General features: G+C 73.8%; 18 protein-coding genes. 5 read left to right on the forward strand and 13 right to left on the reverse strand.

Annotated features, from left to right (window positions below):
* Window positions 1–68: 68 nt before the first annotated feature.
* The 3 genes from ACF089_RS20635 to ACF089_RS20645 all read right to left on the reverse strand — a co-directional run bounded on the left by ACF089_RS20635 (window position 69) and on the right by ACF089_RS20645 (window position 5,660).
* Window positions 69–1,766: a VanW family protein gene (locus ACF089_RS20635; protein ID WP_392028511.1), complete on the reverse strand. Its 1,698-nt coding sequence runs from the start codon at window positions 1,764–1,766 to the stop codon at window positions 69–71.
* A gap of 349 nt (window positions 1,767–2,115) precedes the next feature.
* A complete protein-coding gene (locus ACF089_RS20640) occupies window positions 2,116–3,651 on the reverse strand; it encodes a hypothetical protein (RefSeq protein ID WP_392028513.1) in 1,536 nt (511 codons plus the stop codon).
* Complete coding sequence (locus ACF089_RS20645) at window positions 3,648–5,660, reverse strand: ATP-binding protein (protein WP_392028515.1); 2,013 nt, start codon at window positions 5,658–5,660, stop codon at window positions 3,648–3,650. Before ACF089_RS20645 ends, ACF089_RS20640 begins: the two co-directional genes overlap by 4 nt.
* A gap of 636 nt (window positions 5,661–6,296) precedes the next feature.
* Here ACF089_RS20645 and ACF089_RS20650 point away from each other — a divergent pair.
* Both ACF089_RS20650 and ACF089_RS20655 read left to right on the forward strand, forming a co-directional pair.
* Window positions 6,297–7,679, forward strand: coding sequence for a glycosyltransferase (locus ACF089_RS20650; RefSeq protein WP_392028517.1), 1,383 nt, complete (start codon window positions 6,297–6,299; stop codon window positions 7,677–7,679).
* Between the two features lie 15 nt (window positions 7,680–7,694).
* Window positions 7,695–9,212: a DUF6056 family protein gene (locus ACF089_RS20655; RefSeq protein WP_392028519.1), complete on the forward strand. Its 1,518-nt coding sequence runs from the start codon at window positions 7,695–7,697 to the stop codon at window positions 9,210–9,212.
* A gap of 39 nt (window positions 9,213–9,251) precedes the next feature.
* Here ACF089_RS20655 and ACF089_RS20660 read toward each other — a convergent pair whose 3' ends face one another.
* The gene (locus ACF089_RS20660; protein ID WP_392028520.1) at window positions 9,252–9,632 is read right to left on the reverse strand and encodes a VOC family protein; all 381 of its coding nucleotides are present in this window, start codon (window positions 9,630–9,632) and stop codon (window positions 9,252–9,254) included.
* A 218-nt stretch (window positions 9,633–9,850) separates the two neighbouring features.
* Here ACF089_RS20660 and ACF089_RS20665 point away from each other — a divergent pair, with 218 nt between their 5' ends.
* Window positions 9,851–10,678 carry a PhzF family phenazine biosynthesis protein gene (locus ACF089_RS20665; RefSeq protein ID WP_392028522.1) on the forward strand — a complete coding sequence of 276 codons (828 nt, stop codon included), beginning with the start codon at window positions 9,851–9,853 and terminating at the stop codon, window positions 10,676–10,678.
* A 190-nt stretch (window positions 10,679–10,868) separates the two neighbouring features.
* On the opposite strand, the gene ACF089_RS20670 is transcribed toward ACF089_RS20665, so the two are convergent.
* The 8 genes from ACF089_RS20670 to ACF089_RS20705 all read right to left on the reverse strand — a co-directional run bounded on the left by ACF089_RS20670 (window position 10,869) and on the right by ACF089_RS20705 (window position 18,981).
* On the reverse strand, window positions 10,869–12,491 hold the full coding sequence (locus tag ACF089_RS20670; RefSeq protein ID WP_392028524.1) for an AMP-binding protein: 1,623 nt from the start codon (window positions 12,489–12,491) through the stop codon (window positions 10,869–10,871).
* Window positions 12,488–13,486, reverse strand: coding sequence for a methyltransferase (locus tag ACF089_RS20675; protein ID WP_392028526.1), 999 nt, complete (start codon window positions 13,484–13,486; stop codon window positions 12,488–12,490). Before ACF089_RS20675 ends, ACF089_RS20670 begins: the two co-directional genes overlap by 4 nt.
* 127 nt (window positions 13,487–13,613) lie before the next feature.
* The gene (locus tag ACF089_RS20680) at window positions 13,614–14,036 is read right to left on the reverse strand and encodes a PaaI family thioesterase (RefSeq protein ID WP_392028528.1); all 423 of its coding nucleotides are present in this window, start codon (window positions 14,034–14,036) and stop codon (window positions 13,614–13,616) included.
* A gap of 42 nt (window positions 14,037–14,078) precedes the next feature.
* Window positions 14,079–14,624: a PaaI family thioesterase gene (locus tag ACF089_RS20685; RefSeq protein WP_392028530.1), complete on the reverse strand. Its 546-nt coding sequence runs from the start codon at window positions 14,622–14,624 to the stop codon at window positions 14,079–14,081.
* A complete protein-coding gene (locus tag ACF089_RS20690; protein WP_392028532.1) occupies window positions 14,605–15,798 on the reverse strand; it encodes an acyl-CoA dehydrogenase family protein in 1,194 nt (397 codons plus the stop codon). Before ACF089_RS20690 ends, ACF089_RS20685 begins: the two co-directional genes overlap by 20 nt.
* Window positions 15,799–15,801: 3 nt before the next feature.
* Window positions 15,802–17,739 (reverse strand): FAD/NAD(P)-binding protein, encoded by a 1,938-nt coding sequence (locus ACF089_RS20695; RefSeq protein ID WP_392028534.1) that lies wholly within the window; start codon window positions 17,737–17,739, stop codon window positions 15,802–15,804.
* A 97-nt stretch (window positions 17,740–17,836) separates the two neighbouring features.
* A complete protein-coding gene (locus ACF089_RS20700; protein ID WP_392028536.1) occupies window positions 17,837–18,208 on the reverse strand; it encodes a carboxymuconolactone decarboxylase family protein in 372 nt (123 codons plus the stop codon).
* Window positions 18,209–18,438: 230 nt separating this feature from the next.
* Complete coding sequence (locus tag ACF089_RS20705) at window positions 18,439–18,981, reverse strand: winged helix-turn-helix transcriptional regulator (RefSeq protein ID WP_392028538.1); 543 nt, start codon at window positions 18,979–18,981, stop codon at window positions 18,439–18,441.
* Window positions 18,982–19,077: 96 nt separating this feature from the next.
* Here ACF089_RS20705 and ACF089_RS20710 point away from each other — a divergent pair, with 96 nt between their 5' ends.
* A complete protein-coding gene (locus tag ACF089_RS20710) occupies window positions 19,078–20,544 on the forward strand; it encodes an MFS transporter (protein ID WP_392028540.1) in 1,467 nt (488 codons plus the stop codon).
* 47 nt (window positions 20,545–20,591) lie between these two features.
* On the opposite strand, the gene ACF089_RS20715 is transcribed toward ACF089_RS20710, so the two are convergent.
* The gene (locus ACF089_RS20715) at window positions 20,592–21,623 is read right to left on the reverse strand and encodes a LuxR C-terminal-related transcriptional regulator (RefSeq protein ID WP_392028542.1); all 1,032 of its coding nucleotides are present in this window, start codon (window positions 21,621–21,623) and stop codon (window positions 20,592–20,594) included.
* 1,272 nt (window positions 21,624–22,895) lie between these two features.
* Between ACF089_RS20715 and ACF089_RS20720 the strand changes: the two genes are divergently transcribed.
* Complete coding sequence (locus tag ACF089_RS20720; protein WP_392028544.1) at window positions 22,896–23,966, forward strand: hydrogenase expression protein HypE; 1,071 nt, start codon at window positions 22,896–22,898, stop codon at window positions 23,964–23,966.
* Window positions 23,967–24,026: the final 60 nt, after the last annotated feature.

Raw genomic sequence — 24,026 nt, forward strand, 5'->3', positions numbered from 1 at the left:
CGCGCCGCCCGGAACGGTGTCCGGACGGCGCGTCGTATCATCGCGGGGCGACGGGGGCTGATGCGGGGTCAGTCCTCGCAGGTGACCTTGTCGCGGGGGGTGTAGCGGGTGTGGAAGGGCTCGCGCTTCACTTCCTCGCCGCCGGAGCCGAGGACGCGCTCGACCGTGACGTCGAACCCTTCCAGCGGGGTCTGCGGCTGGCACTCCTTGGCGTTGCCCGGGCGGGTGCCGGGCTCCTGGACGTTGGTGCGCGGCCCCTTGACGGCTTCCACGGAGTCGTACTTCTTGGTGCCGAGGAAGGTGATCGTCACCGAGGAGTTCGTGGACTCGGCCAGGATGTAGATGGCGTTGCCGGAGTCGTTCTTGAACTTGAGGTCGAGGCTGCCCCAGGCCACGGTGGCCTCGCGGCCCTCCGGGTAGCGCTCGATGTAGAACGAGTGCGCGCCGTACTCCACGGGCTTCACGCCGGCGAAGAAGACGGCGTTGAAGACGGTGGTGGCGACGGCCGAGACGCCGCCGCCGGCGGCCTTGGCGTACTGGTCGTTCAGGATGATCGTGCCGTCGACGAACCCGTTGGCCTTGGTGCGCTCGCCGACGGTGCTGTTGAAGCTCCAGGTCTCGTCGGGCAGCACGACCGAGCCGTTGATCAGCTCCACGGCGCGGCCGATGTTCTTGGTGCGGTACTCGGCGGGCTCGAAGTCCACGGTGAAGGAGGACATCTCCTCCTTGATCCCGAGTTCGTCCAGATTCTCGCGGGTCACCTTGGGCTGCGTCAGCTCGGTCGCCACCTCGCCGGTGCGGGCGGCCGTGCCGGTCTTGGTGAGGAGGGGCACAACGGCCTCGGTGACCGCCTTGGCGGTGACCTCCCGGCCGGGGGCGCCGGCCGTCACCGCTTCCACGCGGTCGCCGTCGAGCCGCAGCTCGGCGTCGGTGACCTCGTTCGTCGCGTCGGCGAACGAGCGGGCCAGCTCCGGATCGCCGGTCAGGGCCTTGCCGTCGAGCTTCGGCACCAGCTTGCCCTCGTCGTCGGGCCGCACCGTGAGGTGCTCGCCGAGGACGGCGGGGCTGATGGTGATCCGTTCGCCGCCCGTGGTGAGCGTGACCGGCCCGGACATCGCGGGCCGCGCGAACTCGTTCATCACGCGCTCGGTCTCCGCCGTGCCGATCTTCGGCTCGGTCTCACGGGTCGGGAGCTTCGCCGGCCCGGTCCTGCCGTCGAGGTACGCGGAGCGCAGCGGATCGATCGAGCCCTCGACGTCGAGGGTCTGCCCGCTGCGCGGCCGCACCTGCCGGGGCTCGCCGTCGGCGAAGGAGATCGCGCCGTCGCGGACCTTCAGCTCGTGCTTGTCGGCGAGCTTCTCCAGGGCGGTACGGGCCTTGGCCTCGTCCATCCGGATCACCGGCTCGCGGTCGCCCCCGTCGGAGCTGAAGAGCGCGCCGATGACGGTGAACGGGTCGCTGCCCTCGCGGACGGCGCGGGCGGCGGTCTCCTCGGTGTCGACGTCGAGTCCGGCCGCGGCCGGGTCGACGGTGTCGGAGCGGTCGCCGATCTTCACGGCCAGCGGAGCCGAGCCTGCCGCGGCGAGCTTCTCGTCGAGCCGCTTCTCCGCCTGGGACTGGCTGAGGCCGCCGATGTCCACTCCGCGGACACTGGTCCCTTCGGGTATCTCGTCGCCGGTCAGCAGCAGCCCGGCGAGATACAGGGCGCCCGCGCCGATCACCACCGCGCCGCCCGTCGCTGCGGCAGGATGTATTCGGCGACGCATGAGACTCCCTGGAAACGACCCTCGTGGATCCGCCCGGGAGTGACCCGGACGGGACGGCAAGCCCGTCATACTACCAGCGGCCGCATATATTGACCATAAGGCATCATTTTCCCCCAGAATGGCACCGTTGGACCTGCGCCGATGGCTCTCGGGTCACCGCCCATGACGCTGCGCCGACCGATCCGGACACGGGCGGATCGGCCGGGCGCGGGGCGGGCGCGGGGCGGGCGCGGGGCGGGCGCGGGCCGGGCGCGGGGCGGGCGCGGGCCGGGACGGGAGCCGGACGGGCGCGGCCGGGGGCGAGGGCGCAGACCGGCGCGGGCCCGCGTCGGGGGCCGTCGGGCCGCCGTCAGGGGCTGAGCGTGCGGACGAAGGCGTACCGCCCCTTGTCGCCGCCCCGGACGCCCGGCGGTATCAGTTCCACCAGGGCCATGGGCCGGTCGGCGGGCTCCCCGGTGTCCGGGGCGAAGGCGATCCGGCCGCTGACGCCGCGTACCCGGTAGGTGCCGTTGGTCTGCCCGAGGAGATCGAGCACGGTCGCGGCGGTGACCCGGTCCGGACCGTAGCTGTCGACGGCGCGCCGGGCGGCGATCCCTGCGGTGTAGACGGCGTCGTGGCCGACCATGGCCTGCCCGTTGTCGAGATCGCGCGGACTGCCGCCGCGTATCTGGAGATACCGGCGCTCGAAGTCCGGGAACGGCCCGCGCTCGCGACCGCCGTACAGCCGCGCCGCCGCGGAGGGATGGGTGTAGGCGGTGTAGAAGGCCCGCAGACCGCTGGCCGTCCAGCGGTTGTCGAGTTCGGCGAGTTCCCGCGCGCCCTTCTCGTGGGCGGTGTCGAAGTAGACCCCGACGGCGCTGGAGCCGGAGAGCACGGTCACCGGGCAGCGGCGGCGGTTCTCGCCCGCGGCCTCGATGAAGCCGCGCAGCTCGCGGCCCCGGGCCGCGAAGTACACCCCGTCCGGCGGGGACTCGTCGCCGCAGATCTTCTCGGCGACCACCCGCAGGGCGTTGCCCTCGCCCTCGGCCGCGCCCGAGGTGAACGGGACGGTCGCCTCCACCCGGAGCCCCAGCCGGTCGGCGGCGGCGCGGAACCCCTCGTACAGCGAGGCGGCGTACGAATCGCCCGACTTGCTGTCCTTGACCACCTGGACCCGGTATCCGGGCCGCCGGTCCTGTTCCCGCTTGAAGTGGCGCGCGGCGGCCGCGGCCTGTTCGCCCGCGGGGAAGGAGACGCGGAAGAATCCGGGCTCCTTGGAGCGCATCTCGTCCGCGGCGACCGTCGCCCCGACCGTGGGCACCCCGGCGGCGCGCAGGGCGCGCACCGCCGCGACGGTGCGGGCGTCGCTCTGGCCGATCCCGGCGACCGCGACCAGCCGCTCCTTCTTCCGCAGGCTCAGCAGCCGGTCCACGACCCGGTCGGCGTACGCGTCGTCCCGGCCGGTGTTGGCGAGCAGCAGCCGCACCCGGGGCAGGGTGGCGCGCTCGGCGTTGAGCGCGAGCTGGGCGAGATGCGCGCCGGTGACGGCCTGGACGGTGCCCTCGGGGCCCCGGTCCTGGATCCCGCCGGACATGGACTCCAGATAGGCGATGGTCACGGATCGCTCGCCGGACGCCTCGACCCGCCGGTTCTCGGCCAGTATCCGGTCGCTGATGCCGCGCAGCGCGGGGAAGGCGTGGCTTCCGTCGGTGACTCCGACGCACTCGCCGCCGGCCATTCTGGCGACGCCCTCCGCGCACCCCGGGTCGTCCCGGGTGAGGTGGAAGGCTCCGTATCCGGCGATCAGGACGAGCGCCAGGGCCCCGGCCGACCACAGCGTCCGCCGCCGGGGCTGCCGGGGCACGATCAGGACCGGCGGGCCGGGGACGGCCGGGGAGCGGGTCATCGCCAGGGCTCCTTGTCGTACTGCCCCGCCTTGTCGTGCAGCACGGCCGTCCAGGCGACGCGCTGGGTGTGGGCGGTGGCCAGGGTGTGGAAGCGCGCGTTGATCTCCGCGTAGAGGGAGGCGCACGGGTCGCCGAGCGGTTCGCGGTAGGGGTCGCCGACATGGTCGGTGGCGGGGACGTCGGCGGGCTCGGGGCCGAGCCAGCTGGCGGCGAGCAGCCGGGTCACGGTCCGCAGCCGGGGTCCGACCGCGTCGTCCGCGAGATGGCGCACCAGATGTTCGTAGCGGCTCCACGGGGAGTCGCCCGCCTCGCCGATGGACCGGGGGAGCGGGGCGCGGCGGAGCCGGCAGAGTTCGGCGCACCACTCCTCCGGTTCGAGCCGGTCGAAGGCGGCGTCCAGATGGGCGGCCGCGGCGGGCAGATCGCCGGTGGCGAGCGCGTGATAGGCGGCGAGTCCGGGCTCGCCGCGGGCCTCGGCCTCGGTGCGGAGCCCGGCGTGCAGCAGGTCCGGGTCGTCGAGCGAGTCCAGCAGAAGGCGGCGGAGCAGCGGGTGGGGCGTCCCGGGCGGGCCGTCGGCGCAGGGGTCGCCGGTGTCGATGTGCAGGGTGCGCAGCCGGTCCCGGACGAAGGAGTGGAACTCGCCGCGCAGATGGTCGGTCGCCTCGTCCTGCATCCAGCGGGTGACCAGGGCCTGGGTGAGGGCGGGGGCGGCGGAGGCGCGGACCAGCGCCTGGCGGAGTCCCCGGGGCAGATCGATCGGCAGCAGCCGTTCCAGCAGGCCGGGGGCGAGACCGGTGGCGGGCAGGAGGACGCGGCACAGCCGCTCCTCCCACTCCACGGCGGGCTCGAAGGCGTGCAGAGCGGCGAGGACGCGGGCGGTGCCCTCGGGCTGGCCCCGGGTGAGTTCGTACACCGCCCAGCCGAGCCAGCGGGATCCGGCGCCGCCCCGGGGGGCGGGCGCGGAGGCCGAGCGCAGCACCTCCTTGGTCTGCTGTTCGACCTCATTGCGGGTCAGATCGCGCAGCCGGCCGACCCGCAGTCCGTCGGTGACCGGGCCCGGGGCGAAGGCGGTGCCGGGCGGCCAGTGCCCGGGGTGGCCGTCGCCCGCGTACTGCCAGCCGAACTCGACGTCGCGCAGGGTCTCGGGATAGCTGCCCGCCATGGCCAGCACCACCAGCGGGTCGTGGCCGCAGGCCGGGCCGTTCTCCGCCCGGCGCTCCTGGAGGAGGAGCCGGAGCAGGTCGCCGCCGAGCCGGTTGTCGACGTTGTCGAGCAGCACCAGGCAGCGGACGGCCCAGTCCTTGCGGGCGTAGGCCCGGCGCATCTCTTGGAGGAAGACCTCGCAGACGACGCGTTCGGTACGGGAGCGGTCCTCGTCGGCGCCGCTGTTGTAGGCGAGGTTCAGCTCGATGAGGAAGTCGAGGGCCGAGGTGACGGCGGTGGCCCGGCGGATCCTGGAGAGCGTCCAGCGGGTGCTGCCCTGCTGCCAGCGCCGTTCGCCCAGCGGCAGCAGCTGCAGGGCGGCGGTGAGCGCGGCCGGCAGTCCGACGACGGAGGCGGCGACCTGCGCCACCTCGGGCACATGGGTGAGCCAGCGGGACGGCGGACCGGCGAGCTCCTGATCGAGTCCCCGGCGGGCGGCGGCGCGGTTCCCCGGATCCAGATCGGCCCCGAGCGCGGCGCACACCAGCCGGAAGGCGGGGAGCGAGATGTGCGGCACATGCCGTTTGCGGGGCTCCAGGCCGAAGGCGACCGCCTTGAGCACATCGACGGAGCGCTGTTCCTGGCGGGCCATCTCGGCGATGTCGAGCCGGACCACCGGCGCGGATCCGGCCCACTCGGCGAGGGATCTCAGCAGGGTGGTCTTGCCGCTGCCGCGCGGGCCGAGGACCAGCGTCATCGGCCGCTGCGCGGCGCTGTGGGAGCCCTCCGCCGGAAGCAGCAGCGACTCCACATAGTTCTGCACCGAGCGGTCGCGCTCGGACTCCCCCGCCCAGTCCCGCGGCATCGGCCCACCTCCCCCGCCTGCCTGACGGAGGATCAATATCCCGTTGGGCCAGGGGTTCCGCAACCGGTTGTGGAAAACGTGCCCGGCGCGAACCGGCGCGGGGTGCGGAGGGGGTGGGTCCGGGTAGCCCGCCGAGGGGTGCGGCCCGGGGCGCCGTACCGCCGCGCGCCTGGTCAGCGGTGGTGGGCCGGGCCGCCGAGGTACGGGACGCGCGGCGGGGAGCGCGTACGGCCCGGCGCGCGGTGAGGGGAAGGTCACTTCGGGAGCGCCCGTCCGGCGGCGCGGACCGGGGCGGGCGGCCCGTGGGCGGCGGGGACGGGAGCGGCTCCCGGGGCCGGGGAGCGTGGACCGCGACCGCCTGCCCGGCGTTCTCACCCCATCGGCGCACACCCTCCGCGTTGCGCGCCTCCGACGGGACGGACCGCGCACCAGAATGCCCGGGGACACCGGGAACGGGCGCGTCACCCCGGAGCACGGACGCGGACGCGGCACGGACGCGGACGCGGCACGGACACGGACGCAGGCACAGACTCAGAACACCGGCACGGAGCGGGAGTACACGATGGGCGGCATCCGGCGAGAGCCCTGCGCGCCGTGACGACGGGCCGGGTCTCCGTCGTCGTACCGTGCCGCGATGTGTCGGAGATCCTCCGGACCTTCCACTCCGCCCTGGTCGGTGCGCTGGTGCCCACCCGTCAGTCCTTCGAGATCTGTTACGTGGACGACGGCAGCCGCGACGGCACCAGGGCGCAGCTGATCGCGCTCAGCGCCTCGGACCACCGGGTGCGCTTCACCTCGCTGAGCCGGAGATTCGGCGCGGAGGCAGCCACGCTCGCCGGGCTGCGCATGGCGCGCGGCGACGCCGTGATCCTCATGGAGGCGGGCTCCCGGCATCCGCCGGAGCTCGTGCCCCGGATGCTGGAGCTGCGCCGGCTGGGGTACGACCAGGTCGTCGCGCGGCGGGACCGTACGGGCGAGGGTCTTCGGGCGTTCCTGGGCCGGGCCTGCCACCGGGCGATGGAGCGCTTCATGGAGATCGGCCCCGTCGACGGGGCGGGCGATTTCCGGCTGCTGTCCCGGCGGGCGGTGGACGGGGTGCTCTCGCTCCCGGAGCACGACCGGTACTCCCGGGGGATCTTCTCCTGGATCGGCTTCGACACGGTGAGCCTCAGCTACCGGCAGCCCGGCCGTACGGCGGCGGGCGGGAGAGCGGGGCGAAGCGTCGGGGAGCTGGTAGGCCGGGGGATCGACGGGGTCGTCTCCTTCAACAGCCGGCCGCTGCGGCTGGCCGTCCACGCCGGTCTCGGGCTCGTTCTCGCGGCACTGGCGTACACCGTCTGGGTCGTGGTCCACGCGGTGCGGCACGGTGTCGGCGTTCCCGGATACACCACCTTGCTGACGGCCGTGGTGGCGCTCGGCGGAATGCAGTGGGTGACCCTCGGGATCATCGGCGAGTACGTGGGGCGGATCCATCACGAGGCGAAGCACCGTCCGCACTATGTGGTGCGCGAGACGGACACGGCGCGGGCCGTGCGGCCGCCCGCCGGACCTCCGCGTCCGGCGGCTCCGCGGGACCCGGCCGGTGAGGCCGAGCCCTCCGGCACGGCGGGAGCCGGGCGGGCCGGGCGGCGCACCGTCCGCCAGTTCGCGGTCTTCGCGGCGATCGGCTGTGTGAACACGGCGGTCTATCTGGCGGTGTACGCCGTGATGAACCGCTGGATGCCGTATCTGACCGCCCATCTGGTGGGGTACTCGATCAGCGTCGTGGTGTCGTTCCTGCTCAACTCCCTCGTCACGCTCCGGACGAGGCCGACGTGGCGGGCCTTCGCCCGCTACCCGGTCTCCAGCGTGGCCGGTCTGCTGGGCGCGGGCGTCCTGCTCTATCTCGCGGTCGGCGTGCTGGGGATGGACAAGAACATCGCCGCCCTCGCGGCGGGGGTGCTCGTCACCCCGCTCTCCTTCCTGCTCGCCCGGTGGGCCATCACCTCCGGCGCGGTCGCGCCGGCGGGCCGACAATGAAAGGCGGAAACGCACATGGCCGTCGACACGCCGGGGGCAGCCCGTCCCCAGCCGCCGGACGAAGCGGCGCGGACCGGCCGCGCCGACGGCGGCGGAGAGGAGAGCGGCGGACCGGGCGCGCGGCCGGCGCTCTGGGCGGCGGCGCTCGCCCTGCTGCCGCTCGGCCTCCTGCTCGCGGGCGCCTGGCTCGGCCAGCATGTCCGGCCCGGCGCCGACGACTGGTGTTTTCTGCCCGCCGCCCGTGACGGCGGGATCGGCGGGATGGTCGAGAAGTTCTACTTCTGGGACAACGGCCGGATCGGCAACGCCCTGCTGGTCGGGCTGTACGCCAGGCCGGGGGTGCCGGGGCACCAGTGGTTCGCCCCGGTCGGCGCGGTGTTCATGGGGTCGGTCCTGTGGGCGGTGACCGCCCTGGGGCTGCGCCGGGCGGCGCTCTCGGTCCCGCGCGGCGTCCCGCTGCTCGTGGCGTCCATGGTGACGGCGGTCTTCCTGTTCGCCAGCCCCAACACGTACAAGACGTTCTTCTGGCCGGCGTCGGCGGTGTCGCACACCGTGGCGCCCGTGCTGGCGTGCACGGCGGCGATTCCGCTGCTGCTGGCGCGGACCGCGCGGGGGCGGCGGGCCGCACTGGCCGCCGCGTTCCTCGTCGGGGCCTTTCTCGCCACCCTCTCCGAGGCGGCGTCCGTCGTGGGCCTCGTGGTGCTCTCCTGTGTGCTGCTGCTCAGCCGCCGGATCTTCGCCGAACGGGCGCGCGGCCTCGCGCGGCGGTGGTGTCTCGCGGGGATGGCGGGGATCGGCGCGGGCGCCCTGGTGCTGCTCACCTCGCCCGGCTCGCAGAGCCGCCGTGAACGGTACGGCGCGAACGCCTCCATGTTCGCGCCCGAGTCGCTGACCGGCGCGCTGGAGGCCTTCTGGCGGATCCTCGGCACGCTGACGACGACCTGGGAGTATCTGGGGGCGGTGGCGGCCGGGGTGCTGCTGGGGCTGGTGTGCCGGAGCGAACCGGGCCGGCGCGCGCCCGTCGTCCTCACGCACCGGCCGCTGCTCGCCGCCGTCGGCACGGGGGCCTTCCTGGTCTCCGGCTATCTCTGCACGCTGGTGGCGTACCCCGTCTTCGGCGCGGGCACGGCGACGGTGTCACGCGCCTGGAACGACTACCTCCTGCTGTACGCGGTGCTGCTCGCCGGCCTCGGCGCGCTGCTGGGGCGCGCGCTGCGGACGCGGTCCCGGGGGGCGCGCGCGGTCGGCGGGTACCGGGCGGCGGCGGCCGCCGTGTGCGCCGTCTGCTGTCTGGCGCTCGCTGTGCCGCTCGCGCGGCTCGGGGAGGACATGGAGGCGCGGGCCCGGTCCTGGGACCGGCAGGACCGGTGGCTGCGCGCCCAGGCGGCGGACGGGGCCAGGGTCCTCCCGTACAAGCCGCTGTCGGTGAGCGCCATGGGCGAGCCCTTCGGGAAGCACGGGTCCTGGCCCGCCGGGTGCGTCGCCGATTACTACCATGTCGACAAGATGACCCACTCGACCCGGCTGCCCTGAGGCGCGGGCCCGGAGCGGGCCGACCGGGCCCGGGCCCGGTCAGATCGTGTCGTCCTCCAGGACGGAGAGGACGTTCCCCGCCGGATCCCTGAACCAGGCGATGGGCGGCCCGCCCTGGTCCCTGGCGATGCCCTTCTCGTCGTGGCTGAAGCCCGGGTACCGCTCGAAGGTCACGCCCCGCGCGGCCAGCGCGTCCACGGCCCGCTCGATGTCGTCGACCGGGAAGTTGAGGATGGTGAAGCCCGCGGGCGTATGGTCCGGCTTGGGATAGACGAGGACGGACGCGCCGCCGCCGAGCGTCAGATTCAGCATCCCGTACTCCTCCGCGACCTCCAGTCCGAGGATCTCGTCGTAGAAGCGTCTGGCCGCCGGAATGTCGTCGACGGCGAATCCGCTGAATGCCCTGGTGTCCCGGAACATGCCGTACCTCCGCTCCCCCCGTGTCGGTCTCGGTCTCTCCGTCCCCCCGTCGTCCCTCCGGCGCTCACTCCGTGCGACCGAGCGCCCTGCGCCGTCCCCGGCCTCCCGCGACCGTCCGGGGCGCGGAAGGCCAGGGACGAGGAGGCGTCCCTGGAATCAGTCCACTGTTTCGCGATTGGACTGGGCCACACGACGATCGGCCTGCCTACATTCCTGTCATGAGAATCCACGTCGTCGACGCCTTCACCGACCGGCCCTTCACCGGAAATCCTGCGGGGGTGTGTCTGCTGCCCGCCGGTCCCTGGCCGGAGGACGCCTGGATGCGCCAGGTCGCGGCGGAGATGAACCACTCGGAGACCGCCTTCGCGCTGCCGCTGCCCGCCGGGGCCGACGCCGATTTCTCCATCCGCTGGTTCACCCCGCTGATGGAGACCAATCTCTGCGGGCATGCCACATTGGCCACCCGTCACATCCTCCGCACGGAACACGGAATCCTCGGTCCCGTCCGGTTCGACAGCCGGTGGAGCGGTGTCCTCGTCGCCGACGCCGACCCGGACGGCACGATCACCCTGGACTTCCCGGCCGCCCCCCTGACCGAGACGCCCGTCCCCCCGGGGCTGGCCGAGTGCCTCGGGCTCGTGCCGGAGGCCGCGTTCCGCACCGGCGCCCTCGGCGATCTGCTGACCGTGCTGCCCGACGAGGCCGCCGTCCGCGCCCTGCGGCCCGACCTGGCGGCGATGGCCGGGCTGACCCGCGCCGAGGAGCTGCGCGGGGTCATGGTCACCGCCCCGGCCGCCGCCGACGGCGAGGGGTACGACTTCGTCTCCCGCTTCTTCTCACCCGCCGAGGGCATCCCGGAGGACCCGGTCACCGGCAGCGCCCACACCGCCCTCGCCCCCTACTGGTCGGCCCGCCTCGGCCGCGACGGGCTCACCGGCCTCCAGGCGTCCCCGCGCGCCGGACTGGTCCGTACCGCCGTACGCGGCGACCGCGTCCGCCTCGGCGGCACGGCCGTGACCGTCCTGGAGGGGACCCTGCTCGGCTGACGCGCGCCCGTCCCGTGGGCCCTGTCCGGCCGGGGCGCCTGTTCGTTCGAGACGGTCTCCTCGGCGACGGCCTCCACCGAGGTGACGGTGAGCACCCCCGCCGAGGTGCGCGGATCGGCGCCCGGCCGGACGGCGGGGCGACGCCGATCCGCCGTCGCCCGGCTCATGTCACCGGCTCATGGTCACCGGGTCAGGGGACGCCGCCGGGTCGGGGGAGGTCGTCGGTCTGCTCCAGGGTGGAGGCGGCGCGCTCGCGGAGGAGGTTCTTGCGCAGTTTGCCCGTGGAGGTGGTGGGCAGCGGGCCGAAGACGACGCGCCGGGGCGCTTTGAAGCGGGCCAGCCGGGAGCGGACGAAGTCGATCAGCTCGGCCTCGCCGACCGTGGCTCCGGGGCGGCGGGCCACGAAGGCGACCGGCACCTCGCCCCACACCGGGTGCGGCCCCGCGACCACCGCCGCCTCGGCGACGCCGGGGTGCGCGGTGAGGGTGTTCTCCACCTCCACGGAGGCGATGTTCTCTCCGCCGGAGATGATGACGTCCTTGGCGCGGTCCCGGATCTCGACATAGCCGTCCGGATGACGCACCGCCAGATCGCCGGTGCGGAACCACTCCCCCAGGGACGCCCGGGCACTCGCCTCGGGGTCCCGGTAGTACCCCAGCGTCACATTGTTGCCCCGGAGCAGGATCTCGCCGACCGACCGGCCGTCGGCGGGCGTCTCCCGGCCGTCGGGGGCGACCACCCGGGCGGGCTCCCCGACGATGTTGGCGACGCCCTGGCGGAGCGCCGCCCGGGTCCGGGCGTCCGGGTCGAGAGCGGCCCACTCCGGCTGGCCGACGCAGAGCAGGGCGTTGCCGAAGGTCTCCGTCAGCCCGTAGAAGTGGGTGACGTCGAAGCCGAGGCCGTCCAGCCGGGCGAGGAGCGCGGGGCGCGGCGGCGCGCCGCCCGAGTAGACCCGTACGCGGGTGGGGAGCGGGGCTGCGTCCGGGTGGTCGGCGAGCAGGGCGAGCACGGTGGGCGCGGCGCAGAAGTGGGTGATCCCGTCCGTCCTCAGGACGCGCCAGATCGCCTCCGGGGCAGCCTTGCGCAGCGTGTGGTGGACCGCGCCCGCCGCGGTGACCGCCCAGGGGAAGCACCAGCCGTTGGTGTGGAACATCGGCAGCGTCCACAGATAGCGCGACGAGGTGTCCATGGCCGTGTGGTACGCCATGGCGAGCGCGTTCAGATAGGCCCCCCGGTGGTGGTACATCACCCCTTTGGGGCGTCCGGTGGTGCCGCTGGTGTAGTTGATCGACAGGAGTCCGCGCTCGTCGGCCGCCTCGACCCGGTGGGGCGCGGCGGCGGCGAGCAGCTTCTCGTAGTCGTCGGAGGCGATGACCTCCGGGGGTACGGGGAGATCCCGCGCGGCGGCGGTGAGCAGCGGCCGCAGTTCGCTGTCGACGAGTACGGCCCGGACGCCGCTGTGTTCGAGGATGTGGCCGGTCTCGGCGGCGGACAGCCGGGTGTTGAGGGCGACCAGCACCGCGCCGGCCAGGGGCACGCCGTAGTGCGCCTCCAGGGCCTGCCGTGAGTTGGGCGCGAGGAGTCCCACCCGGTCGCCGGGGCGGACGCCGCGGTCCGCGAGCAGCCCGGCGAGCCGCTGCGACCGCTCCCAGAGCTGTGCGTGGGTGAAGCGCTCCTCCGCGTCGGCCACGGCGGTCCGGCCGGCGAAGACGGCGGCGGCCCGGCGGAGGAAGGAGACCGGTGTCAGCTCGGTGAAGGCGAAGGGGTGGGCGGTGGGCCGGGCGGTGGGCGAGGGGGGCCCGCAGGCGCTCACGCGCGGCTCGCGGTGATCGCGTACATGTCCAGGGAGAGCGGATGCACCGGGCCGAGGGCGAGTCCGGCCCGGTCGAACAGCTCCGCGTACTGGCTCTCGGAGCGTTCGCTGCCGCCGACCAGGACCATCATCTGGAGGTCGAACCAGAGTCCGAGGGAGGTCTCGCCGGTGGGCGGGATGGTCCGTTCCAGGACGATGACGGTGCCGTCCGGGGTCATCGCGTCCCGGCAGCGCTTGAGCAGATCGACGCAGGAGTCGTCGGAGCGGCTGTGCAGGATGCGCGACCAGAGGTAGACGTCGCCGCCGACGGGGATCGACTCCGTGTAGTCGCCCGTGGCGTAGGAGATCCGGTCCGCGGGGGCCGCGTCCCCGATGACGTCGCGGGCCGCCGCGATGACATGGGCCTGGTCGAAGAGCACGCCGCGGGCGCCGGGGGAGGCGCGCAGCACCTCGCGGAGCAGCGCGCCGGTGCCGCCCGCGATGTCCACGACCGTCCGGGCGCCGGAGAAGTCGTGGACCCGGGGCAGGTCGGCGAAGAACGCGCCCCCGGCCATCGTGCCGTCGAATCGGCGGGCGGCCTCGGGATGGGCGGCGAGGTACGGGTACATGGGCTCGCCGAAGGTGTGCTCGAAGGCGGGGCGGCCGGTGCGGACATGGTCCAGGAGGCGGCCCCAGGTGCGGTAGAACTCGTCGCCGTACATGAGCACGAGGTCGTGCAGGGAGTCCGGGGCGTCCTTCCTGAGCAGCGCGCCCGCGGGGGTGAGGGTGAAGCCCGACTCGTCGTCGCCGCGGAGCAGGCCGAGGCCGGCGAGGAAGCGCATCAGCTGGAAGAGCGAGCGCTGGTGGGCGCCGGTGGCGGCGGCCACCTCCCGGCTGGTGGTGCGGCCGGCCTCCAGATGTTCGGGAAGGTTCAGCGCGGCGGCCGTGTAGACGCTCTGCGAGGCCCAGTATCCGGTCATCAGGTCCAGCACCGTGCGCGTCGGGGACTCGTCCATGGGTCATTCCCTTCGGAGGTGATGCGGTCGGGGCGGGCGGCCGGGACGGCGGGGTGTGCCGTCGGCCGGCCGGGTTCGGGCGGGCGGGGGCGGCGCGGGTCTCAGGCGGGGCAGCGCGGCGCGGGTCTCAGGCGGGGGCGTCGCGGCGCGGGATGTTCTGGAGGCGGAGCCGGCCGTGCGCGAGGAGCGTGCCGTCCCCGGCCGCCGTGACGGAGACGGACCAGACCTGCTGGTCCTCGCTCTGGAAGACGGGTTCGGCGATGACCTCGGCGGGGCCCTCGGCGGAGTGGACGAAGACGTCGGTCGCGTTGTGGACGCCGACGGCGAACAGACCCCGGTCGGCGACGGCACGGGACGCGCCGACGCTGGCGGCCCGTTCGACGGCCGTGCTGTAGACGCCTCCGTGCACATCGCCCCAGGCGTTGCGGTGACGGTGGTCGATGCGGAGGCGGCCGGTGACGCGGTCCGCGCGGGTCTCGTCGAACTCCAGGCCCAGGACGGCGGCGAATCGGCCGGCGGTGTCGAGGCCGAGATCGGGGAAGGCGGCCATGGGTTCTCCGCTCCTCTCTGTGGGGCGGGCGGTGTCGGCGGCTCAGCGATCGGCCGGCGCGGCGACGACATGGGCGAGCCGGACCTGGCCCCGGGCGACCGGTCCGCCGTCGGAGACGGTCACGGTCCAGATCTGCTGGGTACGTCCCTGGTGCACGGGGCGGGCGCGGACGGTGACCCGGCCGCCGGTCCTCGCCCGCAGCAGATCGGTGGCGACATGGACCGCGACGGCCCGCTGTCCGCGATGGGCGACCGCCGCCGACGCGCCCGCGCAGGCGGCGCTCTCCACGGCGGTGGTGTAGACACCGCCGTTCACGATCCCCCAGGGGGTGTGGTGTTCCGGGCCGAGGTCGACATGGCCCTCGACGCCGGCGCCGTCGACGCTCTCCAGGACCAGTCCGGCGACGGCGACGAAGGCGGCGGAGGCGGTGAGCCGCAGATCGGGCGCGGGCGCGCGGAGCGGGGGCGGGCCGGCGGGCGGGCCGAGGTCGGGCGGGGGCGGGACGGCGAGGGGGGTACGGGCGGAGGGGGCCGGGTCGGCGGGGGGACGGCGGTCGGGGCGCGTGCGGTCAGCGGAAGGCGGAGACACCGGTCACCGCCCTTCCGATGGAGAGCAGATGCATTTCCTCGGTGCCTTCGTAGGTCACCACCGTCTCCAGATTCACCAGATGGCGGAAGACCGGGTAGTCCAGGGTGATGCCGTTGCCGCCGAGGATGCTCCGGGCGCTGCGGGCGACGTCGAGCGCGGCCCGGGCGTTGGCGAGTTTGCCGACGCTGATCTGCGCCGGGCCGAGCCGGCCGGCGTCCTTGAGCGCCCCGAGCCGGGCGGCGAGGAGCGAGGCGTGGGTGACGCTGATCGCCATCTCGGCCAGCTTGCGCTGGGTGAGCTGGAATCCGGCGATGGGGCGGCCGAACTGCTCCCGGCCCACCGCGTAGGAGAGCGCCGTCTCGTAGCAGGCGCGGGCCGCGCCGACGACGCCCCAGGCGATGCCGAACCGGGCCTCGCTCAGACAGGACAGCGGTCCGCCGAGCCCTTCGGCGGCGGGCAGCACGGCCTCCCGGGGCAGCCGTACGGAGTCGAGGACGAGTTCGCCGGTCTCCGAGGCGCGCAGCGACATCTTGCGGGGGATCGCGTTGACGGTGAGGCCCGGGGTCCCGGTGGGGACGACGAATCCGCGGATCCCCTTCGTACCGTGCTCGGGTTCGGTCCGCGCCCAGACCACGGCGACGTCCGCGAGGGGCCCGTTGGTGATCCACATCTTCGATCCGTCGAGCACCCAGTCGCCGCCGTCGCGCCGGGCCCGGGTGCGCATCGCGCCGGGGTCGGAGCCGGCGTCGGGTTCGGTCAGCGCGAAGCAGCCGACGGCGTCCCCGGCCGCCATCGGGGGCAGCCAGCGCTCCTTCTGTTCCGGGGAGCCCCAGCGGTGCAGCGCGTACATGGCCAGGGATCCCTGGGTGGAGACCAGGGAGCGCAGTCCGGAGTCGACGGCCTCCAGCTCACGGCAGGCCACTCCGTAGGCGGTCGCGCCGGCGCCCGCGCAGCCGTACCCCGTCAGATGCATGCCCAGCAGGCCGAGCGCGCCGAGCTGTTTGACCACGCTCCGGGGCACCGTCCCGGATTCGTACCAGTCGGCGATGAAGGGGGCCAGTTCGGCGCGGGCGAAGGCGCGTACGGTGTCGCGGATCCCGCGCTCGGTGTCGTCGAGGCCGTCGTCGACGGCCAGCGGGTCCGCCGGGTCCAGCGGCGGGGAGGCGGTGCCCATGCGTCAGTTCCTCTCGTGGTCGGGGGCCCCGGCGGGGTGCGGAGCCGGCGGATCGGTGAGCCGGAGGACGGCGCGGGCGATGGAGTCGCTGTCGCCCACGGTGATGGAGTTGACGAAGGGGCGGATCCCGGTCTCCGTGATCCAGTTGGCGCCCTCGGTGGGCACGCCGAAGACATAGCGCCGGGGGTGGACGCTGCCGTCCTCCCGTACCGCCCGGTACGGACGCCGGGTCACCGCCACGCCGCCGGTGCGGTGCTCCCCCAGCGGCGCGGTGAGCAGGCTGAAGTTCTTGACCTGCCGCTGTTCGCGGAGGTGGGCGAGGACCGTGTTGCGGGTCCTGGTCAGATCGACCTCGGGGAGTCTGGCCTCCATCAGCGCGGTGGCCTTGCTGAGGTCGCCGGGGACGCGGGAGCTGCCGGTGAAGACGGACTCGGCGGGGTCGAAGGCGACGGTGAATCCGGGGCCGGCCACCGTGACGACGCCCGCGTCCATCAGGGCGATCAGCTCCTCCACCCGGCTCCAGGGCGGACCGAGGGAGAGGAAGGCGTGCAGGGAGTTGAACCAGCCCTCCACATCGGTGCGGTAGGAGTGCCCTTCGATTCCGCCGTTGTTCATCAGGAAGCGCATCTCGTTGCGGATGTCGCGGACGACGTCGACGGCGGACTTGAGCGGGCTGGTCACATTGCCGCGGCGGGCCTCGCGGACGTCGGCGAGCAGATGGGAGCGGAGGAAGGTCCGCCAGGCGTCCGCGGTGGCGATGTCCTCGGCGGTCCAGGGCCGGGCCACCCGGGTCCAGTTCCAGCGCCGTTCCTCCGGGACCTTGAACTTGCGCAGCACCACGCGTTCCGCGTCGCCGCCCCAGGGCGCGGCGGCGTAGAGACCGCTGAACTCCTGGGCCGTCTCCTCGGAGGCGCGAAGGGCCAGCAGCCGGGTGTAGTAGACGGTCTCGACCTCCTTGGCGATCAGCGGCCAGCAGTCGCGGCGGAAGTCGAGCGGGCCGCCGGCCCGCTCCCTCAGCTCCTCGATCCGCGCCTCGGTGAGGAAGACCGGTTCATGGCGTCCGGCGCCCTTCTCGTTGTCGGCCCTGCCGTGCAGGGGGACCCCGCGCCGTGAGCCGCAGACGATCCTCGGCTCGTTCCCGGAGGGGTGGTAGCGCAGGCCCTGGGCGGTTCTGGTGTAGCGGCCGCCCCGGCCCTGGGTGAGAAGGGCCATGTAGTCGAAGAAGGAGAGGCCGAGGCCCCGCATCAGCAGCGGCCGGCCCGGCTCTATGCCGCCGAGATCGACGTCGGCCGGGTTGGCCGGCGGGTAGTACCGGCCGCCCGTACGGTCCGCGAAGGCCCGGAAGGCCGTCTCGGCGGCGGAGGGGACCACCGGGCCGTGGCCCGTCGCCAGGACCAGTTCGTCGACCTCGGTGGTGTGCCCGAGGTCCGTGGTCACCGCCTGGCGTCCGGAGGGGGTGTCGGCGACCAGCAGCACGGTGCGGCGGTGTTCGCGGATCTCGACGCCGGGCGGTGCGCCGCGGACGATCTGGGCGTAGGCCCATCTCAGATAGTGCCCGTAGTAGGACCGGCGGCAGTAGCTGTTCGCGTCGACCCCGGCGGCTTCGGCGAGGACCTCGGGCGGGCCGGCGTCCTCGATGGCTCCGGCCGCGACGCCGAGCGACCACTCGTGGAGGCTCGGCCCCTCGCGGATCGGGCCCGCCATCCGGACGGTGCGGTCCGGGTAGGCGGTGATCTGGGAGGCGACGATGTTCATGATGAGGTCGGGGGACTGGTCCGTGCGCCACACCTCGCCCGGTCCGAACTCCCGCGACTCGAAGAGATGGACGACGATCGGTTCATGGAAATGCTCGCGCGCGTTCTCCACCATCCGTTCCAGGACGGACAGTCCGCGGGGGCCGACGCCGATGATTCCCACCGTGTGCGCTGCGTTCTGATTCACAGGGGCTCCAGAAGGGGTTTTCCCGGTTTCCGACGCTGTCCCGTGTACAGGACATCGAGGCGGCTCGCCGGGCGTCGAACGCCCGGCGCCGCCCGATTCACTTCAGCTGTTCGCTGACGCTTTTGACGGTGCGTACGGTGTCGATGGCGGCGGGAATCCCGCAGTAGACGGAGCAGTGGAGCGCGACTTCGACGAGTTCGTCGACCGAGCATCCGTTGCGCAGGGCTCCGCCGATGTGGAGTTCGAGTTCGTGCCGGCGGTTCGTCGCGGTCAGGACGGCCACGGTGAGCAGACTTCTGGTTCTCCGGTCGAATGCCGGGCGCTGCCAGACGGTGCCCCAGGCGAATCGCACGACCAGATCCTGCAATTCGGCCGCGCCCGCCCAGGCGTCGGATACGCCGTCGACATAGGCGTCTCCGAGGACTTCGCGCCGCAGTGCGTCTCCGGACTCCCATTCTGATCCGGGCATGGGAAATGAGCCCCCTCGAAGCGATGGTGAAGGTGCGTCTTCGACGCGTCTGTGACGCGTCTCCGTGCGTCCGTGGTGCTGCGTTTCTCTTCGAAAAGGAGTCTGGCAGCGGAATGCGGTGGGACGACAGGTCCGGACGTCCTCACGATCACGACTGTCGTAAAGAGGAGCGACCCGGCGGGCGCGGGGCCCGGACGAAAGGGCGCGGGCGCGGGCGCGGGGGGGCGCGGTCAGCGGCGGTGCGCGGGCTCCGGGAAGAGGTCGGTGAGCAGCCGGTGCGGGCCGCCGCGCAGGGCGACGCTGACCCGGTCGTCGCGGAGCGAGGAGTCGGCGCCGGGCCCCTGGCGTACGAGGAGGTCGCCGGGCGGGGGGACGAGATCGCAGACCGGGCACCGGCCGTCGGCGTCGAGATCGGCGTCGCACACCGTATGGCTGAAGAGCCGCCGGACGCCCTGGGGCGCGAACCAGCGCTCGCCCCACTGGGCGAGGGCGAACACGACCGGCCAGAGATCCAGGCCGCGTTCGGTCAGCGCGTAGTCCACCTCGACGCCGGTGGTGTGCGGGCGGCGCTCGACGATGCCCATGGCGGCCAGGGACTTGAGCCGGTCGGTGAGCACGGCGCGCGGAATGTCCAGATGGGCGCGGAAGTCACCGAAGTGGCGGACCCCGTAGAAGCAGTCGCGGAGCACCAGGAGCGTCCAGCGCTCCCCCACCACTTCCAGCGCGCGGGCCAGTGAACAGTCCTGACTCGCGTAGCCGCGTCCCAATCCCATCGAAACATCCTAGCAGTTCGGTCAATGAACTGGATGGTTCGGTGAATGAACTGCTAGAGTCCCGCCCGTCCGGCCCGCCGACCCCTGGGGGTTGCTGTGACGACCGAACCGGTCGTACGTCCGTCATCCGCCCGAGCGACGCTGTGGATCGCCTGCGCCGCGCCCCTGCTGGTGCTCGTCGCGTTCACCGCTCCCGTGTCCACGATCCGGGTCCTCACCGAGGAGCTGGGCTCCGGGGAGTCGGGGCGGACCTGGATCCTGGGCAGCATCAGCGTGGGGCTGGCGGCCTCCCTGATGGCGGCGGGCACGCTCGCCGACCACTTCGGCCGCAGACGGCTGCTGGTGCTCGGCGGGGCGGGCCTCGCGCTGGCCTCCGCCGTCTGCGCGACGGCGAGCGACACCCCGGTCTTCGTCCTCGGCCGGCTCGCCCAGGGCGCGGCCGGGGCCGCGCTGCTGGCCTCCAGTCTCGGTCTGCTGGGGCACGCCTTCCCGCCCGGCCCCCGGCGGGCGCGCGCCACCGGACTGTGGGGGGCGATGGTCGGCGGCGGCATCGCGATCGGTCCGGTGTACGCGGCCGTGCTGACCGAGGCCGCCGGCCGGCCCTCGGTGTACTGGGTGCTCGCCGTCCTCGCCGCGGTCGTCGCGCTCTGGGGCGCGCTGTCGCTCCAGGAGTCCCGGAGCACGGTACGACGGCGCTTCGATCCGGCGGGGGTGCTCACCCTGGCGGCCGGGATCTCGCTGCTGGTGGCCGCCCTCACCGAGGGCAGGAGCGGTTGGACGCGCGCCCCGGTGGTGCTGTCGCTGGCCGCCGGGGTGCTGCTGCTCGGCTGTTTCGCCCTGGTGGAGCGGCGGGCCGCGGATCCGGTGCTGGAGCCGGCGTTTCTGCGGCGGCCCGCCTTCGTCGCCTCGACGACCGGGGCCCTGGTGACCGGGGTCGCGGTGATCGGGCTGATGACCTATGTCCCGGTGGCGGCCCAGCTCGTGCTGGGGCTGAGCCCGCTGGAGAGCGCCGGGCTGCTGGCCTTCTGGTCCGGGCTGTCGTTCCTCGTCGCTCCCCAGGCCCGGCGGTTCGTCCAGCGGGTCGGCGACCGGCAGCAGGTCGCGGCCGGGCTGCTGGTGTGCGGGGTCGGCATGCTCGCGCTGACCGGCGTCACCGGGGAGTCGTCGTGGTGGCGGCTGGTGCCCGGTCTGGTGCTCGCGGGGGTGGGCAGCGGTGTGGTCAACGCGGCGCTCGCCTCCCTGGCGGTACGGAGCGTGCCGCCGGACCGGGTCTCGGTGGGGTCGGCGGCGAACAACACCGCGCGCTACCTCGGTTCCTCGCTGGGGGTGGCGATGGTCGCGGCCGTGGTCGCCGCGCCGTCGGCCGGAGGCGGCCGGGCCGGGGCGTTCAGCACCGGGATGAGCTGGGCCGCCGTCGTCTGCGGGGCGCTGGCGATCGCGGGCGCCGTCGTCGTCGCACTCTGCCGGGAGCGGACGGCGCCCACGCCGGAGGGGACCACGCCGGAGGGGCCGGGCGGCGACCGGGCCGGCGGGGCCCGGCCGCCCGCCGCGCGCCGGCCCTGAGTCCGGGCGGCGGCCCTGAGTCCGGGCGGCGGCGCGCGGCGTCCGGTTCAGGGAGAGAGCGGCCCGTCCCCCGGCAGCCCGCGCTCGCGGCAGAGGTAGCCCAGCTGGAACCGGCTGGTCGCGCCGAGTTGGCGCATCATCTCGGAGACGTGGCGCTGGCACGTCCGTACCGAGATGCCCAGCGCGCGGGCGGTCGCCCGGTCGTCGGCGCCGTCGAGGAGATGCTGGAGAATGGAGCGCTTGGTCCGGTGGGCGAGGTCCTGGACGAAGGTCTCCTCCCGGTGGCCGCCGAGCCGGTCGCCGGTCAGCCAGAAGGCGTTGAACATCTCGGTGGCGGAGGCGATCAGATCCTCGTTGCGGACGACGAGCACCCCGTCCGAGCCGTCGCGCAGCGGGACGACGAGCGCCTTGCGGTCGAAGACGACGAACCGCGCGAGATCCCCGGTGACGGTTCTGGCCTCGGCGCCCGCCGCGGTGGCCTCGTCGACGAACCGGGCCGCCTCCGGGACGAATCGCACCGCGTACTGGTAGAGCGTGCGCAGCCGTACGCCTCGGTCGCGCAGTCTCAGGCTGGGGTGCCAGGCCACGGCCGGCTCGGCGGCCGGGCCCGGCTGGGCGGTGAGGACCTCCTCGTCGCTGGTGTCGGCGTATCGGTTCAGGGTCCGGACGACCTCGTCCGGTGAGGTGATCCGCTCCAGCTGAGGGCCTTCGGCTGGGTGCCGCTGGGTGGCGTAGATCAGGCCCAGTTCCGCGATCTGACTGCGCATCCAGAGCAGATCCAGCTGTGCGCTGTGGGCCCGCTGCTGCCATTTCTCCAGCAGCCGGTCCGACACCCGCGCGGGGTCGACGGCGGCCACGACCCCGGTGCCCAGCCGTCGCACCAGACCGACGGAGACGAGTCTGTCCAGCGCGCGGACGGGGTGGTCGGCCTCCGCGCAGTCGAGCAGCTCCTCGACGCGCAGCGGGCCCTGCCGGGCGATGTGCCGGTAGAAGACGATCTCGGTGGATGTGAGGTCCATACGCGGATCGCCGGTCTGTTCGACGTCGTCGAGCAGCGTCTTCATGTCAGTACCTGTCACCTGTCTGTTTCCTTCAGCCCCGGTCACCGGGCCCGATGGCGCTTCCCGGTGCGGCGGCACGTGGGGGGTGTGGTGAGGCCGATGAGGCGGCGGGCCGGTCGCGGACGCGCCGTGCCGCCGGCTCCGGCCCGGGGGCCGCCGGCGGTGGGCGCGCTCCCGCCACGGCGGCGGGACCGGCCGCGCGGTGTCGCGGAGGGGTACGGCGCCGCGGGAGTACGCGGCGGTTATCGCGCCCGGCGGCCGGCGGGGCGCCGGGCGGCCGGTCGGGTCCGGGGTCCGTCGTGCGGAACGAAGGGAGCGCCCCGGCGTCGGCGGGGCGCGGAGGCCGGCGGGGGAAGTCCGGCGGTGACGCGCAAAGGTCGTTCTCCCCTCGGTGGAGAGTCGATGTTCCGTCTGATGCGCTGAGTCCGAATACCTTGATTCTTGAATTTGCCGCTTGGACATGTCAACGCCGGACAGCGGGATGGCCGGTATGGGACTTGGCGCGCGCCCGAGGCCCGGCGGGCCCGCGAGGCCGCCCTCGGCGGCGGTCCCGCGCGGGGTCGCGGCGGCCCCCGCCGCCGGTCCGGACGGCTGCCCGGGGCGGCGCGCCGAGGCCCGTCCGTCCGGCCGCCGCCCGGCCACAGCGCCGGAAGCGGAAGCTCCGGAACACCCGTGGAGGGCTCCCCCATCGACGCGTGATGGCCGAACCCCGCCACCCGTCCGACCGGACCGCCGGATCCCCGGCCACGACCACCCCTGCACCGGCGACAACACCGGCACCACCTGCCACAACGCGGCCCGCCCCGACCCCCGGAGCGCCGCCGCGCCACCCGCCGAACCGGACCACCGGCCCCCGGGCTCCACGGGCCCACGCCCGCCCGAGGGCGACCCCACCACGACGCCCTCCCGACCGCCCCGTCTCCCCCGGCCACCCCGTCACCACCCGACCGGACCAGCCCCTCACAGGCCGGAGGGCCCGCCCGGCCGCCGAAGCACCGGGACACCGAACCGCCGCACCGAAACGCCGCACCGAAACGCCCGCCCGCACCCCCGGACCGCCGGAGGGCCACCCGTACCCCCGTACCCCCGTATCGGTGGACCGGCGGACCGGCGGATGCACGACCCCACGTACGCCGTACCGCCCGGAGCGCCCCCGCCCGCACAGCCGCGGGCGCGGCCGATGGACGCGCCCGGAGCGCCCCCGGCCGGAGGCCCCACCCGGCAGCGGAAGATGCTATGAACTTAATAAGCGTTTTTCATCGATTCATCCCTTTTCAGGGAGGTATCCACGTGAGCGGGACATCGACCGCCGGCGCCCCCGACACCGCCGCGGACACCGGCCCGGTGCACATCCTCTGGATCAACGCGGGGCTGAGCTGCGACGGCGACTCGGTCGCGCTGACCGCGGCCACCCAGCCCAGCATCGAGGAGATCGTCACCGGCGCGCTGCCGGGGCTGCCCGAGGTCGCCGTGCACTGGCCCCTGATCGACTTCGAGTGCGGGCCGGTCCAGGGCGCGGACAACTTCGTCGAGTGGTTCTTCGCGGCGGACCGGGGCGAACTGGAGCCGTTCGTGCTGGTCGTCGAGGGTTCGATCCCCAATGAGCAGATCAAGGCGGAGGGCTACTGGTGCGGGTTCGGCGACGACCCCGAGACCGGTCAGCCCATCACCACCAGTGAGTGGCTGGACCGGCTCGCGCCGAAGGCCACCGCCGTCGTCGCGATCGGCACCTGCGCCACGTACGGCGGCATCCACGCCATGGCGGGCAACCCGACCGGAGCAATGGGCGTCCCCGACTATCTCGGCTGGGACTGGAAGTCGAAGGCGGGCCTCCCGATCGTGTGCGTGCCCGGCTGCCCCGTCCAGCCGGACAACTTCGCGGAGACGCTCACCTATCTGCTCTACCAGCTCGCCGGCTCGGCGCCGATGATCCCGCTGGACGACAAGCTCCGCCCGACCTGGCTGTTCGGGGCGACCGTCCACGAGGGCTGCGACCGGGGCGGCTACTACGAGCAGGGGCAGTTCGCCTCCTCGTACGGCACCCCCGAGTGCCTGGTGCGGCTCGGCTGCTGGGGCCCGGTCGTCAAGTGCAATGTCACCAAGCGCGGCTGGATCAACGGCGTCGGAGGCTGCCCCAACGTCGGCGGCATCTGCATCGGCTGCACCATGCCGGGCTTCCCCGACAAGTTCATGCCGTTCATGGACGCCCCGCCCGGCTCGCACATCTCCAGCAACGCCAGCTCCGCGTACGGCGCGGTCGTCCGCCGGCTGCGCACCATCACGACGAGGACGCTGGACAAGGAACCCCGGTGGCGCCGGACCGGTCGCGCGCTGACGACCGGCTACCGCGCGCCCCGCTGAGCCGTCCCCGCCGCCCGGCCTCCCGGCCTCCCGCCGCACCTCTCCCGTTTCGCAGAAGGG

Source organism: Streptomyces sp. NPDC014894, from assembly GCF_043080985.1.
Taxonomy (GTDB): Bacteria; Actinomycetota; Actinomycetes; order Streptomycetales; family Streptomycetaceae; genus Streptomyces.

What these genes read in the sequence shown, in the direction of transcription:
- ACF089_RS20635 (WP_392028511.1), bottom strand. Translation starts at nt 1,766, where the DNA reads ATGCGTCGCCGAATACATCCTGCCGCAGCGACGGGCGGCGCGGTGGTG.
- ACF089_RS20640 (WP_392028513.1), bottom strand. Translation starts at nt 3,651, where the DNA reads ATGACCCGCTCCCCGGCCGTCCCCGGCCCGCCGGTCCTGATCGTGCCC.
- ACF089_RS20645 (WP_392028515.1), bottom strand. Translation starts at nt 5,660, where the DNA reads ATGCCGCGGGACTGGGCGGGGGAGTCCGAGCGCGACCGCTCGGTGCAG.
- ACF089_RS20655 (WP_392028519.1), top strand. Translation starts at nt 7,695, where the DNA reads ATGGCCGTCGACACGCCGGGGGCAGCCCGTCCCCAGCCGCCGGACGAA.
- ACF089_RS20660 (WP_392028520.1), bottom strand. Translation starts at nt 9,632, where the DNA reads ATGTTCCGGGACACCAGGGCATTCAGCGGATTCGCCGTCGACGACATT.
- ACF089_RS20665 (WP_392028522.1), top strand. Translation starts at nt 9,851, where the DNA reads ATGAGAATCCACGTCGTCGACGCCTTCACCGACCGGCCCTTCACCGGA.
- ACF089_RS20675 (WP_392028526.1), bottom strand. Translation starts at nt 13,486, where the DNA reads ATGGACGAGTCCCCGACGCGCACGGTGCTGGACCTGATGACCGGATAC.
- ACF089_RS20680 (WP_392028528.1), bottom strand. Translation starts at nt 14,036, where the DNA reads ATGGCCGCCTTCCCCGATCTCGGCCTCGACACCGCCGGCCGATTCGCC.
- ACF089_RS20690 (WP_392028532.1), bottom strand. Translation starts at nt 15,798, where the DNA reads ATGGGCACCGCCTCCCCGCCGCTGGACCCGGCGGACCCGCTGGCCGTC.
- ACF089_RS20700 (WP_392028536.1), bottom strand. Translation starts at nt 18,208, where the DNA reads ATGCCCGGATCAGAATGGGAGTCCGGAGACGCACTGCGGCGCGAAGTC.
- ACF089_RS20705 (WP_392028538.1), bottom strand. Translation starts at nt 18,981, where the DNA reads ATGGGATTGGGACGCGGCTACGCGAGTCAGGACTGTTCACTGGCCCGC.